Source organism: Candidatus Nanosynbacter sp. HMT-352 (assembly GCF_022819385.1).
Taxonomy (GTDB): domain Bacteria; phylum Patescibacteriota; class Saccharimonadia; order Saccharimonadales; family Saccharimonadaceae; genus Nanosynbacter.
This window is the reverse complement of the sequence record NZ_CP089290.1, coordinates 295,931-309,432: the sequence shown is the minus strand read 5'-3', so window position 1 is coordinate 309,432 and position 13,502 is coordinate 295,931. Positions and strand designations below refer to the sequence as shown.

Sequence of the window (13,502 nt, the reverse complement as noted above, 5' to 3'; positions counted from 1 at the left end):
CCAAATTATGAGCCAGTTCCCACAACAACGATAAATTGCGCATCAACATTCAAATTATACTTCGAGGAATCTGATGAAACCGAGCCGTACAACTCCTTAAATTTATCTTTTGTAGCAGTTTTTTCTTTGCCGGCTGGCAATTGATAAACTTGAGTCTTCCCTATTTTTTCATTACCTGGAGCATTGCCGACATGAACAACTTTCATTCCTAATTCTGTCAATTTGTCCGCTTCTTTCTGTGCTGCACCAGCCACGCCGGAACCATTCAATACGGCAACCGTGGCTTTTTCTTTAGATAATGGCGTTGCATAAATCTCAGACTTTATGTAAGCGCGAATATCGTCATAATCATATAATCCCGCAGCTGGCTGAACTATGCTTGCGCCACCCGCCGTGCCAGTAGTCATAAGTACGTTGTTTTCCTCCACAAAACTCAATCTGTGAATATCAGATTCTTTTATCTCTGAGCCAAGGTTCATAATTGTACGGATTTCTTTCGTGTCAATGTTTGTGCGCAAGTTTTTTCCCATAGCATCCATCAGAGACGTCACCTTACCAAAGTCAGTCAGCGTTCCCGTGGAAGTAGCTTTGTTTTTCAGTGCCATAAGTACCAATTGCTGGTTTTTCTCTCGATCAAAGTTGGATTGTTCCAATCCGTAAGTTGGTGCCACCAAACCACGCGCTCGAGAAAACCACATCGCTTTTTCGCCGTCCATTTCGTGCTTGCCATTAGTTAATTGCATATAGTGACCTGTTGGACATCGTTCGCGACGTTGCTGATAATTCAACTCCTTCGCTCGACACATCCAGTCCATGCTTGGATCAAGGATTCCTCGCGGATCACGACTCTGTACATCAACAGTAACTCCGCCGACCGCATTGACAGCATCACGAATCACCGCAGTATTAATATGCGCCACGTACTGAATATCCATACCGAATATATCGCCGATGAATTTCTTCGTTTTATCCATTCGTTCGGCTTCCGCCTGCGCACTATCTCCGTTATTCACGCAGCCAAAATATTCATTGATTTTACCAGCGTAGCCAGAATTACACGCCATGCCAAATTTTACATACAAGTCACGCGGAATACTAAACATATACGCGTCCTTCTTTGTCTGATTGACGCTAAGAATCATCATTGAGTCGGTCAATGTCGCACCCGGGTGATCCGGATCATCATCTGTTGTACCTAAAATCAGCACATTGCTTCGACCATAAGCATCCTCTTTCAGTTTCTGCTGTGAAAATAGTCCTAAGATTCCGCCGTTATGGAACACCGAGTTCATCGTCTGCCATAATTTTAATAGCAGCCAACCCGCCACAATTGCAATAATAATTCCGATAATCGCAAGAATAATCCTGGTAATTAACTTTTTCTTACGCTTCTGTTTGCGCTCCTGTCGATGAGAAGGCTTGGTATTTTCATCAATCGCCGCCAACGATTCGCTAATATTCTGCTTTAATTTATTAGCAGAAGTTGGTTGCTGAATATTCCTTGTCGCATTATTCGATACTTGCGAACTATCTTCGTTACTACGATGATGCCCGAGCGTAGTCGTTTTTTTGCTAGTAATTTCCCCCAACGAAGTTCGCTGTGGTCGCTTGGCGACAAATCCGTCCATCGACTGTTTGCGTGGTTTCATATCTATTGATTATAACACACAAAACGCTTATAATTGAAACAATGGACGCTACTTTTATGGATCGTCATCCGAAATTACAAGATGGCCTGGGAATGGTCATTTTCGTTGTTGGCGTGGTGATCGGCACTCTTTTATTGAACACTTTTGTATTTCAAACTTTCAATGTTGAAGGTGCCAGCATGGAAACGACGATGTACACTGGTGATCGTCTGATCGTCAATCGATTGCCCGTCACTGGTTCAAAATTGCAGAATAAAAATTATATTCCAAAGCGCGGACAAGTAATTGTGTTTAAGAATCCGAATTTTAACGCCTCAACAGGCAAAGATGAATATATTGTTAAGCGCGTAATCGCCTTTGCTGGCGAGCGAGTTACTGTGAAAAACGGCACCGTAACTGTTTACAATACAGAAAACCCTGACGGATTTAACCCTGACACCTCAGTCAATAAGAATGAGCCAGGACAGCCTACCTCTGGAGATGTCGATACGACCGTACCAGAAGGCACGATATTCGTTATGGGTGATCACCGCCAAGGAAGCTATTCTTGCGACTCCCGAAACTGCATGGGGCCAATCCCCCTTTATGACATCGTCGGACCAGTCAGTCTACGAATATTCCCGTTCAATAAAATTCGCTCGTTCTAATAAAAATTATTTTTCGAGTAATTCTCTTATTCGTTCAAATTCAAGATTATCCTTAAACTTGATACTAATCTGACCGGCTCCACGGCCGTTTGTACGGATCTTTACCCCTGTTCCAAATCGCTTTGAAAGACTTTCAATAGCATCTGCGTGAGGCATATCTGCTGGGCGGCGTTTGTTCTCGATTGGACTAGCCTTCGCCTGCTTCCATAACGTCACCACTTGTTCAATTCGTCGCGCTGACCACTCCTCGCGAATAGCTCGCTCCATAATATCTTCCGCGGCGTCATCAGGCAAACCGATTAGAGGCCTTGCTTGCCCTTCATTTAATCGCCCCTCAAACAACGCCTGCTGCACAGACTTCGGCAATTTCAGTAGCCTCAACGTATTACTGACCGCACTTATAGATTTGCCGCCCAAACGCTTGCCAATTTCCTCCAGCGTCATATTGAATTGATCGCGCAATTTTTGATAAGCAGTCGCAGTTTCAAGCGCATTCAAATCATGTCGTTGCAAGTTTTCAATCAAAGAGACCTCCAGGCGATTTTGATCGCTCATACTCCTGACGATACACGGCACCTCTGTTAAATTCGCCCTATTCGCCGCACGCCAGCGTCGCTCGCCCGCCACTATCAGATATTTATCGCCTTTTGGCGTCACAACAATCGGCTGAACCACGCCGTGCTCGCGCACCGATTCCGTCAACTCATTCAAAGCATTCTCATCAAAAAAACGACGCGGCTGATCTGGATCTGGGACAACTTGATCAATAGCAATATCTCTCAAATGAGAAACTTTCACGTCCTGTTGCGCTGTCGGATCGAACGTTTCATCGATCAAATTGGTTGGAATCAATGACCCAAAACCTCTACCTAAACCTTTTTTCATCGTTCCACCCTCTCTATAATTTCTTTCGTTAGCGCCTTATAAGCCCGAGAACCTTTTGAGAAACGATCGTATGCTCCAACTGGCGCGCCATGGCTAGGGGCTTCAGCCAAGCGAATATTTCGCGGAATGCTATTCTTGAAAATCTTATCTGGAAAATATTTTTTAACCTCAGCGTGAACTTGCCCAGATAATGTAGTCCTGGAATCCATCATCGTCAATAAAACGCCCAATAATTCCAGAGGTGGATTAAGCCCCTTCTTTATCAATTTCATACTTTCCAAAAGCTGCCCCAACCCTTCCAGAGCATAAAATTCCGCCTGAACTGGAAGCAATACGTAATTAGCGGCAATCATACCGTTGACCGTCAACAAACTCAAGCTCGGCGGACTGTCAATAATAATATAGTCGTAATCCGTCGCCTTTTGTAAAGCTTCTCGTAAGCGAACAAACCTTCCCTGCGCCTGCGCCAACTCCACTTCTGTATTCGCCAAATGAGGTGTGGCTGGAGCGATTGATAAGTTTTTATATTCCGTCGGCAATATGATATTCGCCAGGTCAATTTGTCGCATAATCACCTCTGATATTGTTGCGCCCAAATTCTGTTTATCTATTCCAAGTCCACTGGTAGCATTACCCTGTGGATCAAAATCCACCAACAATGTTTTCTTGCCAGCTTTTGCCAAAAAATACGCCACGTTAATCGACGTCGTTGTTTTGCCGACGCCACCTTTTTGATTTGTCACCGCAATGATTTTTGTCATTCGTTCCCCTTTTTACCTGCCTTAATTATAGCATGAGCAGAACATAAATAACAGACATCAAAAAACCGCTTCCTTTGCGAAAGCGGCTCTTCAGATTATTTAATTGACGTAATTTCAATCTTCGTGTACTTCTGGCGATGACCAGTTTCTTTATGTACACGCTTCTTACTCTTGTAGCGGATAACGCGAAGCTTGTCGCCCTTAACTTCCGCTTCTACGACCTTAGCTTTAACGCTAGATCCTTTTACAGTTGGCGTACCAACCTTGATTTTATCACCATCAATCACTAAAAGTGCGTCGAGAGTGAGTTCTTTTGTGCCTTCAGGGAGGAGATCCACCAAGAGGGACTCTTTTTCGCTGACAAGATATTGTTTGCCAGAGATTTTTACGACTGCTTTCATTTCGTTCCTTAATTATTATGAATTAACTCTAATAATTCTATCAAAAACTAGCAATAAAATCAAGTACACATCAGTAGCAATTACTTATAAAGCGGAGCTTGACCAAAAGGACCAGTATACAACCTGTCATCTTTATGTTCGGACGACAGCAGACTTTCTAAATACGCAATGACGTCTTCTGGATTTGACTGGGATTTGCCTTCGGGCAGATATGGAATATAGCCATTAATCATAAAACCGCCGCGCGCCCTTGCGACATCTCGAGATTCAGAAACTATACCGTAATTATTCTCCCATCCATCATCATCATATTCCTTGTGGAATATGGAACCTACAATTCGAGCCGTCCTGCCATTTCCATCCTGAAATGGATGAAGCAGCACAATACCAAGTGCAGCCACATCACCAAGCCGCTCTGGATTAACATCATCAGAAGATTCTTTTATCAATCTTATCAATTCGTTCATCACCTCGTAGCGGTACTCAACAGGTATAGTTTCCTTGTCGCCTATTTTCATAACGCCATCTTCTAAAATCAATGAATCAGCAGACCCCTGAACTCCCCTATTAATATTATCAATAAGCCCAGCAAAATCCTCAAGGCTAACATTCTTAAATTGATCTGCCCGCTCTTTTGGCGTAGAGCCATCAATACCAGCCTCAGCTACAAGATTCTTAAGACCCTCCGCAGACAACACTTCGCCAGGATTCTTAATTTCGACTCCGTTCATAGTTGTTTGTTTTGGATGTTTTTCCATGTATAGACTATATAATAGCACAAAAAATCGATATAGTCAAGTTAGCAGGTAGCGTTTTTCGCCATAGCGTTATTCGCCTTCAGCCAACCGCTCGGTGAGCCGCATTCCATATATTCACCCTTGGCCTCGCCAACAACAATCACACCGCCGCTATCGATGTACGCATTAATCGCGTCCGTTAGCTCAAACTCACCTCTCTTAGGGTTTGCCGGCAAAGTTCGCGCCAACTCAAAAATCTCTTTGTTCAGGACGTAAAAACTTGAATTGCTGAGGTTACTTGGAGCTTCTTCCAATTTTGGCTTTTCAATTATTCGCACAAAATTGCCCTGATTGTCAGTTTCAATAATCCCTGTTTGCGGAATAAATTCCTCTTCGACAGGATTTCCTAATAGCCCAGCCGACAATCCGCGTGATTCCACTAGCTCCGCCAAATCAGCCGCGTTCGAACCGCCGTCGCCGCGCCAAAAGAATTGATCGCCCATAATCACAAAAGCCGACTCACCCTGTTCGATAAATTCGCTCGCCAGACCAACTGGAATACTTGTGCCATAACCACCAGTTCCCGGTTGGGTTAAAAAATGTATTCGGACGTCGCGAAGTGGCGCCACCAGAGGAAGCTTGTCCTGCTTGCCCGCTCGACGTAAATAATCGTTCAATTGAATATTCGATCGATAATAGCTCTGCACCTGCGTACTCTGCTCACCAACTACGAAGTAAATATCCTTCACGCCCGCTCGCACAACATCTTGCATAATATAATCAATCACTGGACGAGTACCAACTGGCAACATACACTTTTCGATAGATTTGGTAATCGGCAGCATTCGCGTTCCCCAACCAGCGACCGGAATAATAGCTTTAGTAATCATAGCACCTCCTACATTTTCAGCTCTTTGTGAGCTCTTCTTAAAATCTCCAACATTTCCGCATAGCGTTTTTCATCAGAAGAAACCCGGGCATATAGAATAACTATATTGTCCATCACTTCAATGTTAGCTTTTATATTCTGGTCATACAGCCACGCCATAAAACTCGGATTTAATAACTCAAAGCTCGCCGCCTGATCTTCGTTTGTGGCAAAAATGGTATAGCGCTTATTGAAATCTCCCCACTCCATTTCAATTTTCTTATAGCCAATTGGCGATATTATCCGCTTCCTAAAAATGCTATTATCATCCCTGTCGACCAAAATTCCACCGTAAGATTTGGGTAGCATAATCTGACCGATAAGATAGTTAACCTCATCTTTGTTTTTACCCTCGTCCGTAAATCCATTGCCATTTTTAAGCACACAAGTATAAAGCTGAACAAGAATGCCACCATCCCAAATGCCAATAACATGGTTATTTACGTCAGCAGAGCTAAAATAGCGCGGCAAAAATAAGTTACCACCCTTCGGAAGAAGCAGCCTACCCCAATCCAGACTAAAATACATACCATTGTCCTTAGCAAACTTATTCAGCGAGCCAACTAATGTATTAACGTCCTCAGTCGGCTGATTTATGCCATCTAACTTCCACTCATTGCCTTCACGAACAAAGTTCCACTTCTCTGCAAATTCTTCGTTAGTACTTCGGATTTTCTTACCTGTAGCAACCTCCTCTAGCCTATCGTCTGCTTCCGCCAAAAATGCTACACTCACCCGATCGCTTTGATTATTAGCATCGTCATGCGCGTCAGCAAAAATAGCCTCATTTATCCGCACGTTATCGACGACATTCCTACGACCCATTTGACGCAAAGCCTGCATTACTAGTCCAATGTGATTTGAATATCTCTGTGTCGTGTACTTATGAATTGACTCATAATCTAAGTTACTCCAATCATACTGAAACCTCTCGAAAACTTGCCTAGCGTAATTAGTAAGATTATCTGGCTGCCATAACGAATCAGCGGAGGAAGCTTGGTGAACTGTATTAGTAGCCGCCTCACTATTTTGGCGAAATACTTTGAGCTTATCAACAAATACAGAGATAGCGGCCCCCACAAAAGTAGAAATAACTGCACATATGAACCACATTAAGTCGGCTAAATACAGTAAGCTAAAAACTAGTCCAACAGCAACGCCCACCAAGAAGCCTGCTATTTTTGATCTAGTCTTCCTTTTTACAAAGCCTGCCACACCGCCCGATACAGCTGCGGGTAGCATCAAAATTAAGGATCCCCCAGAAGAGCCCGACCCTCCTCCGCCGGCTCGAGCAAAAAACATTAAAGACTCAATTAACATGAGCTAATTATACACTATTATCTGTCAAAATCGCCATCCGCACGAGACCAAAACTTACGAATATCCTCTATATCGTCGGCATCCAGACGAATCGCCTGCGGCTCCCGCTGCTCTTTAATAATTTCCTCAGCAAGCCCATCCGCCAGCGGGTCGATTGGCGAAAACCCTATTTTACTACCGAATAATTTGTTGAATAAATTTTGCATAACTTTTTTTATTTTTATCAATTAACAGTGATATATTAGCATAAGTACGGTTAAAAGTCAATAGAATATCCTCCCCATGAAGAGGAGGATATTTTTTACTGAAATTCTTATGAGAATCTACAAAATTACGATCGCTTAATAATTGCAGCACCGCCAGCGGTAATTGCCGTAATAGCAGCGGCAATAACTGAGTATACACTCGCGCCAGTTTCAGCTAAAGTCTCGGTAGGCTTAGCTTCTTTGCGTGGAGAAGCTGGAACTGAGGTTGATTCTACTAGAACTGGAGTAGTCGCTATATTAACGTTTTCCGATTCAGTTGAAGCTTCAGGGTTTACTGGATTTTCTGGAGTAGCTGGATCTGGATTAGCAGGAGCTTCCGGCAAACTTTCTGGGTTTTTCAATGTTGCCGATGTCTGGCTCAACTTCACAGCCTTTGTCAGATTACCACCAACAGTCAATGCGACAGTTTGGCGCAATGAGTTATCGTAATTACCTTCTTTGTCGAACCAGTATGTGTCAATTGAAATAGGAGTATCGTATGGGATTGAATCGGCAGAACTTGAGTAATACTTCTTCACCAAATCCTCAATCGACAGTTCACTGCCCTGCATCAATTCTTGACGAATAGGACTTTTCAGCTGAATCTTATTTGTGCCATTCGTTAGCACGAATCGATAGTGGTCGTTCGCAACGCCCTCGAACTTAATTATATTTTTCTCACCTTTATACTGAGCGGTGGAAATTGTTATTTTTGGTGCAGCTGGCGGATTAGCTTCTAATGCAGATGCGGTTACGTTGCCGAATATTACGCCAACGGTAGCCAATGCAGCGATAGCTCCAACCTTAATTAAGTTAGTCATAGCTTATCCTTTCAAATTATTATGCTATGAACTTGTTATACTAGCTGCCCTTGACTTTTGCAAGCATAGACGTTATAACTTGGTTTTTTAAGCTTTTTTCAGGGAAATTTTTACCAATTTACCCTCGATTTTGGCGTCATATTTTTCCGATTCATTGATCACAAAATTCAATTCCACGGCGAGCGTTTCAGATTTAATGACGTCAGCGAAAGCGTTAACAGCTTGAGATATTTCAGAATCGTCACTAGAAATACTCAATACAATTCGATCATCTATCTGCAGACCAGCCTGCTTGCGCGCGCTTTGGACATGGCGAACGATTTCACGCATCAAACCTTCGCGCTTTAGCTCAGGAGTGATTGTTAAGTCATAAACAACGCTCGGTTGCGCCGACTCAGACTCTGAATCTGTAACAATTTCAACCGATTTTACGTTCAATTCATCTTTAGCGATATCAATCAAGAATTGCGCAACTTCCGCTGGCGTATCCTGAGAAATAGTGTTGATAAGTTTCACAGACGCCAACGGCTGACGCACCTTAATTCCCTCCGATGCGCGCTTCGACAAGCCATCATTCACCGCAGTACGCAGTGCATTCATGTCGCGAAGCATTGAATTGTCTATTTCACCAGCCGGCAGCCAATCTTTAAGATGAATCGACTCGTTATCGCCCGTCAAATTATGATACAATTCTTCCGCTAAGAATGGCGTAAACGGCGCTAACATATAACTGAGTCGCACCAAAACGTAATGGAGCGTGCGGTAAGCGTCATTTTTATCACCGTCATCTTCAGATTTCCAGAAGCGGCGACGACTACGTCGAACATACCAGTTACTTGCGTCGTCTAAGAACGGCAATATCGGCTTGGTTGCGTCCTGTAGATTATAGTTGTTAAGACCTCGCTCGACCTCTGTTATCAATTGATGCAACCTCGACACAATCCAAATATCCAACGGATTTGTTAAATCGTGAAGCGGATCTGACAAATCGCCGTTAAACTCCCAGCCGTCAACTTCAGCATACATCGTGAAGAAGTCGTACATGTTCCAGATCATACCAAGCTTACGCGCTACATCCATCACATCCTTATCCGCCAAGGCAAAGTTTTCGCCATTTGTTAGTGGACTTGAAAGCATCAAGAATCGGAAGCTGTCGGCCGAAGTCTTATTCATCAATTCCATCGGATCGGTATAATTCTTTAGCTTCTTGCTCATTTTTTTACCGTCGGCAGCATTGATAAATCCAGTACAAATCAAATTCTTCCATGGAGATTTACCAAACAAAGCCACGTTTACCGCCGTTAAGCTATAGAACCAGCCACGCGTCTGGTCAATCGCCTCAATGATAAAGTCAGCCGGAAAACTTGCTTCAAATTTTTCCTTGTTCTCAAATGGATAATGGAATTGAGCGAATGGCATCGAGCCAGACTCAAACCAACAATCCAAAACCTTGCCGATGTGATGCATTTCTGCGCCGTCGCACTCAAACGTAACGTCCATAACTTGCGGCAAATGGTAATCGTCCAACTTGCAGCCCGTAACTTCTTCAAATTCCGCAAAGCTACCAATCACCTTCACCACTTCCGTGCCATCATTTTTCACGCCCTTCCACACTGGAATTGGTGTCGCCCAGTAACGATCGCGGCTCAAATTCCAATCCGGCGCCTGCTCGATGATGTTATGGAATCGTCCAGTCCTCAGATTATCTGGCGTCCAGCTTGTCTGCTCGTTCGCCTCCAACATTTCCTTTTTCTGGCTCTGAACATCCATAAACCAACTTGGATGAGCACGGTACATCAATTTCGTGCCACATCGATGACAATGCGGATATTCGTGGCGAATATATTCAATTTTCAGCGCCCGACCCTCTTCCAGTAAAGTCTTCGCTATCTCTTTATTCACTTCCCAAATATTACGACCCAGCCATCTGCCTTCTGTGTAATTTCCATCACCATCAACTAACGATAGCACTGGAACGTCATTTTTTCGGCACAATTCATAATCGTCCTCACCGTAAGCTGGCGCAATATGAACAATTCCCGTACCATCATCAGTCGTCACGAAATCTGCGTGAAGAATCTTATGCGCAGCCGGCCCACGATTTTCAAACAAAGGCTCAAATCGCTTGCCCACCAATTCAGAACCTTTAATCGTCTTAACAATTGAATATTCCAGCGGCTGGTGCTTTTCGTCCGTCATAACTTTCTCGACTCGGTCACTTGCAACGTAAAACTTTTTATCGCCGTACGCCACCAAAGAATAATCAACGTCTTGATTTACCGCCAAGACCATATTTGCCGGCAAAGTCCACGGCGTTGTCGTCCACGCAAGCAAATATTCATCCTCATCTTCCAGCTTAAAGTAAACGAATAAGCTCGGGTCGGTGTCCATTTGATAGCTATTCTCCATAGCCACTTCACTCTTAGAAATTGGCGTCGCGTCCTTCGTACAATAGACCAAAATCTTTTCACCTTCGTAGATTTTACCTTCTTCGTAAAGTCTCTTGAACGCCCACCAAACAGATTCCATGTAATTATTATCCATGGTTTTATAAGCGCCCTTAAACTCGACCCAACGACCAATTCGCTCAATCGTGTCTTCCCATTCGGTGCCAGTTCGAACCATAGCTGCTCGACATTCCTTGACATAATCTGAAACGCTAATTTTTGTGCCAATCTCTTTTTTATTAGAAATGCCTAGCGTTTTTTCGACGTAAACCTCTGCTGGCAGCCCATGACAATCCCAGCCCCAACGGCGCTCAACTCGCTGACCTTTCATCGTGTGAAATCGTCCCATCGTATCCTTCACAGTACTGACCAATAAATGTCCGTGGTGTGGCGTTCCCGTCAAAAACGGAGGACCGTCATAAAAAACCCAAGAATTATCAGCAGGACGCTGCGCGATCGACTTGTTAAATGTGTCATCCTCTTTCCATCGCTGCACCCAATCTTTCTCATATTCTGCAGCTCGACGACGTGTTCCATGTTTGAATTTCATTATATTGCCTCCTTTATTTTTTAGATCTTCGACAATTATTTTCAATTAAAAATCACCTCTTTTGACTTCGAGAATCCGCTTGGGTGTTTTATGCGGACGGTACCATCTCGATTCCAAAAGAAGTGATTCTTTCAGCTCTTTATTTGCTATTTACGCAAGCTCACGGCAGGTTCTAATCTCGACTTTATGCCGATTTCTTCCCGCAGACTTCACGGCTGATAACCGCTCATTTCACGCCAATTCAACATACGCGAAAACGCCCTACTGCTATTGTAGCGCGTTTTCATCAAAATCCCAAGAACTTTATTTAATTTCCAGACCGCCTAAAATACACTCACCCTTCAGATATAGAGTCTTTTTGGCAGAATCTTTAGGTAGAGTTTTATCATCAGTTCCACCCAAAAATCCGCGCACTTCGTTCTTAACAATCACATCGTCTGGCAAAGTAATGTTAACGCCACCGCAAAATGTAAAAATTTCAATTACAGAACCGTCTTTAATCTTTGCTTGACGCAAATCCAAATCCACGCCACCAAATATCGCAACCAACGAACCGCCAGTATAATCACCTTTTACAGCGTCTTCTTCGCCCCAAAAACAAGCAATTTTCTCACTACCTGCGTTGTCTTTGTCCAGCTTTTTGGAGCGCTTAACACCCTTAGGGCTGGTATTAAACATCATTGTCAAACCAGCAGCAATCAAAACTACAGGCCAGAATACCTTCCAGATACTAACATCAACTATTCCGTAAGAATTGACGCCAATCAGAACGCCAATCGCAACCAGTAATAATCCCCAAATCCATGACGTTTTATTTCGATAATTGAATATATTCACCAGCCCAGACAATACAAATCCTGCAGCCCAAACCGTACCCCAGAAAATATCCCAGCTAATGTTAATAACTTCGAGGTTTTTCAATAGTAAAACCCCGCCGAGCGCCACGATTACAATGCTCAAAAACGCTCTAATCAGAGAACTTTTCTTCATACAACTATTCTATCACTTTTTTATAAACTCAACGCTTTTTAAATTGAACAGTTTTTTTGTTCCGTTTTGATTTTATGACAATTATCACTATCAAAATAATGAACAAAAGTATTCCACCGCCAATCATCATTAACGCTGTAGTTGATGGCCAGAAGAACAATTCTTTTGGCTCAGCGGTTTTGGTGATTAGCTCATTTTTATCCTGGCTAATTCCCCACTCGCCAGCCTTCTTTTTATAGGAAATCGACAACTCTACCTTATATTTTCCACCCCAAAACGGCGCCAAATTGCTATCATAATTAAACTGCCGCGTTTCATTCGCAATCATTGCATTCACGCCACCGTTTTTATAGACAACATTCCCCATCGGGTCTTTCACGACCAACTTTACGTCAACATCAGCCGACACATTGCCAGAATTTTTTAAGGCAATTTCATACAATTGACTACTGTTAGAATTCTTAACATTAAACTTCTCAATCGTCACGTCGCGGTGAATATCGCCAGGAACGGTTATCGCCATACGAATAGCCTGACGAGTCTGAACTTGAATGCCGCCAGCATTATTTGACACCTGTTTAACCTTCCGCTGAACAACCATACATGCATTATGCTCGCCAACATCTGCTTTGCTTGGAACATTTACCGTAAAATCAACAAGCGTGTTCTCGTTCGCGCCAAGAGTCACCTCTTTCTTAGAGACAGAAACCCACTTGCCCGCACCAACTTTATCCTCCGACTTCTCCTTGCAGGTCATATCGCCAGTCGTTGTAACTGTGCCGTCAACCGAATAAACTTCAATCGTTTCTTCTTTATCAGACCCGTTTTGGACATACAATTGGTCAGATTTCGAAGCGCCGCCAGAAAGATTATAGATGAAAATTGAGCTTGTCCTGGGATTATTTGGATCAGGATTTGCCGGTCGACCACCAATACCATTAGCAGACACCGACACAGGCAAAATCAGTCCTGCAAGCACCGCCACTCCAATAACCTTACTCCATAACAAACTCTTCATATCCCTCCTTAAAGCCTATTATGCTTATTATATCAATGTCACACATAAAAGAATAGACACTCATCAGAATGTCTATTCTCGCTCAATAATCTAAGCCTTTTTA

General features: G+C 43.3%; 13 protein-coding genes. 1 reads left to right on the top strand and 12 read right to left on the bottom strand.

The features are described 5' to 3' along the window. Positions 1-5: 5 nt before the first annotated feature. The gene (locus LRM44_RS01595; RefSeq protein WP_243804349.1) at positions 6-1,649 is read right to left on the bottom strand and encodes an LCP family protein; all 1,644 of its coding nucleotides are present in this window, start codon (positions 1,647-1,649) and stop codon (positions 6-8) included. 41 nt (positions 1,650-1,690) lie between these two features. On the opposite strand from LRM44_RS01595, the gene lepB reads away from it, so the two are divergent. Further along, positions 1,691-2,296, top strand: coding sequence for a signal peptidase I (lepB, locus tag LRM44_RS01590; RefSeq protein ID WP_129632352.1), 606 nt, complete (start codon positions 1,691-1,693; stop codon positions 2,294-2,296). A gap of 6 nt (positions 2,297-2,302) precedes the next feature. Here lepB and LRM44_RS01585 read toward each other — a convergent pair whose 3' ends face one another. The 11 genes from LRM44_RS01585 to LRM44_RS01535 all read right to left on the bottom strand — a co-directional run bounded on the left by LRM44_RS01585 (position 2,303) and on the right by LRM44_RS01535 (position 13,399). Beyond that, positions 2,303-3,181: a ParB/RepB/Spo0J family partition protein gene (locus LRM44_RS01585; protein ID WP_129744455.1), complete on the bottom strand. Its 879-nt coding sequence runs from the start codon at positions 3,179-3,181 to the stop codon at positions 2,303-2,305. Continuing rightward, a complete protein-coding gene (locus tag LRM44_RS01580; protein WP_129632346.1) occupies positions 3,178-3,942 on the bottom strand; it encodes a ParA family protein in 765 nt (254 codons plus the stop codon). Before LRM44_RS01580 ends, LRM44_RS01585 begins: the two co-directional genes overlap by 4 nt. A gap of 95 nt (positions 3,943-4,037) precedes the next feature. Beyond that, positions 4,038-4,343 carry a 50S ribosomal protein L21 gene (gene rplU, locus LRM44_RS01575; RefSeq protein ID WP_129632343.1) on the bottom strand — a complete coding sequence of 102 codons (306 nt, stop codon included), beginning with the start codon at positions 4,341-4,343 and terminating at the stop codon, positions 4,038-4,040. Between the two features lie 80 nt (positions 4,344-4,423). Further along, complete coding sequence (locus LRM44_RS01570; protein WP_129744454.1) at positions 4,424-5,101, bottom strand: Fic family protein; 678 nt, start codon at positions 5,099-5,101, stop codon at positions 4,424-4,426. Positions 5,102-5,142: 41 nt separating this feature from the next. Continuing rightward, positions 5,143-5,970 carry a sugar phosphate nucleotidyltransferase gene (locus tag LRM44_RS01565; RefSeq protein WP_243804346.1) on the bottom strand — a complete coding sequence of 276 codons (828 nt, stop codon included), beginning with the start codon at positions 5,968-5,970 and terminating at the stop codon, positions 5,143-5,145. A gap of 8 nt (positions 5,971-5,978) precedes the next feature. Further along, on the bottom strand, positions 5,979-7,250 hold the full coding sequence (locus LRM44_RS01560) for a TIM44-like domain-containing protein (RefSeq protein ID WP_243804345.1): 1,272 nt from the start codon (positions 7,248-7,250) through the stop codon (positions 5,979-5,981). A gap of 95 nt (positions 7,251-7,345) precedes the next feature. After that, positions 7,346-7,534, bottom strand: coding sequence for a hypothetical protein (locus LRM44_RS01555; protein ID WP_129744451.1), 189 nt, complete (start codon positions 7,532-7,534; stop codon positions 7,346-7,348). A gap of 125 nt (positions 7,535-7,659) precedes the next feature. Continuing rightward, entirely contained in the window at positions 7,660-8,394 is a 735-nt protein-coding gene (locus tag LRM44_RS01550; RefSeq protein ID WP_129744450.1) for a hypothetical protein, read from the bottom strand. An 87-nt stretch (positions 8,395-8,481) separates the two neighbouring features. Continuing rightward, positions 8,482-11,391, bottom strand: a complete 2,910-nt coding sequence (ileS, locus tag LRM44_RS01545) for an isoleucine--tRNA ligase (protein ID WP_243804343.1) — start codon at positions 11,389-11,391, stop codon at positions 8,482-8,484. 303 nt (positions 11,392-11,694) lie between these two features. Further along, positions 11,695-12,381: a LiaF transmembrane domain-containing protein gene (locus LRM44_RS01540; protein ID WP_243804342.1), complete on the bottom strand. Its 687-nt coding sequence runs from the start codon at positions 12,379-12,381 to the stop codon at positions 11,695-11,697. Positions 12,382-12,409: 28 nt separating this feature from the next. Then, positions 12,410-13,399, bottom strand: a complete 990-nt coding sequence (locus LRM44_RS01535) for a WxL protein peptidoglycan domain-containing protein (RefSeq protein WP_243804340.1) — start codon at positions 13,397-13,399, stop codon at positions 12,410-12,412. Positions 13,400-13,502: the final 103 nt, after the last annotated feature.

Bases quoted from the DNA above. Each gene is read 5' to 3' on its own strand.
- LRM44_RS01595 (WP_243804349.1), bottom strand. From the start codon at position 1,649: ATGAAACCACGCAAACAGTCGATGGACGGATTTGTCGCCAAGCGACCA.
- lepB (WP_129632352.1), top strand. From the start codon at position 1,691: ATGGACGCTACTTTTATGGATCGTCATCCGAAATTACAAGATGGCCTG.
- LRM44_RS01585 (WP_129744455.1), bottom strand. From the start codon at position 3,181: ATGAAAAAAGGTTTAGGTAGAGGTTTTGGGTCATTGATTCCAACCAAT.
- LRM44_RS01580 (WP_129632346.1), bottom strand. From the start codon at position 3,942: ATGACAAAAATCATTGCGGTGACAAATCAAAAAGGTGGCGTCGGCAAA.
- rplU (WP_129632343.1), bottom strand. From the start codon at position 4,343: ATGAAAGCAGTCGTAAAAATCTCTGGCAAACAATATCTTGTCAGCGAA.
- LRM44_RS01570 (WP_129744454.1), bottom strand. From the start codon at position 5,101: ATGGAAAAACATCCAAAACAAACAACTATGAACGGAGTCGAAATTAAG.
- LRM44_RS01565 (WP_243804346.1), bottom strand. From the start codon at position 5,970: ATGATTACTAAAGCTATTATTCCGGTCGCTGGTTGGGGAACGCGAATG.
- LRM44_RS01560 (WP_243804345.1), bottom strand. From the start codon at position 7,250: ATGCTACCCGCAGCTGTATCGGGCGGTGTGGCAGGCTTTGTAAAAAGG.
- LRM44_RS01555 (WP_129744451.1), bottom strand. From the start codon at position 7,534: ATGCAAAATTTATTCAACAAATTATTCGGTAGTAAAATAGGGTTTTCG.
- LRM44_RS01550 (WP_129744450.1), bottom strand. From the start codon at position 8,394: ATGACTAACTTAATTAAGGTTGGAGCTATCGCTGCATTGGCTACCGTT.
- ileS (WP_243804343.1), bottom strand. From the start codon at position 11,391: ATGAAATTCAAACATGGAACACGTCGTCGAGCTGCAGAATATGAGAAA.
- LRM44_RS01540 (WP_243804342.1), bottom strand. From the start codon at position 12,381: ATGAAGAAAAGTTCTCTGATTAGAGCGTTTTTGAGCATTGTAATCGTG.
- LRM44_RS01535 (WP_243804340.1), bottom strand. From the start codon at position 13,399: ATGAAGAGTTTGTTATGGAGTAAGGTTATTGGAGTGGCGGTGCTTGCA.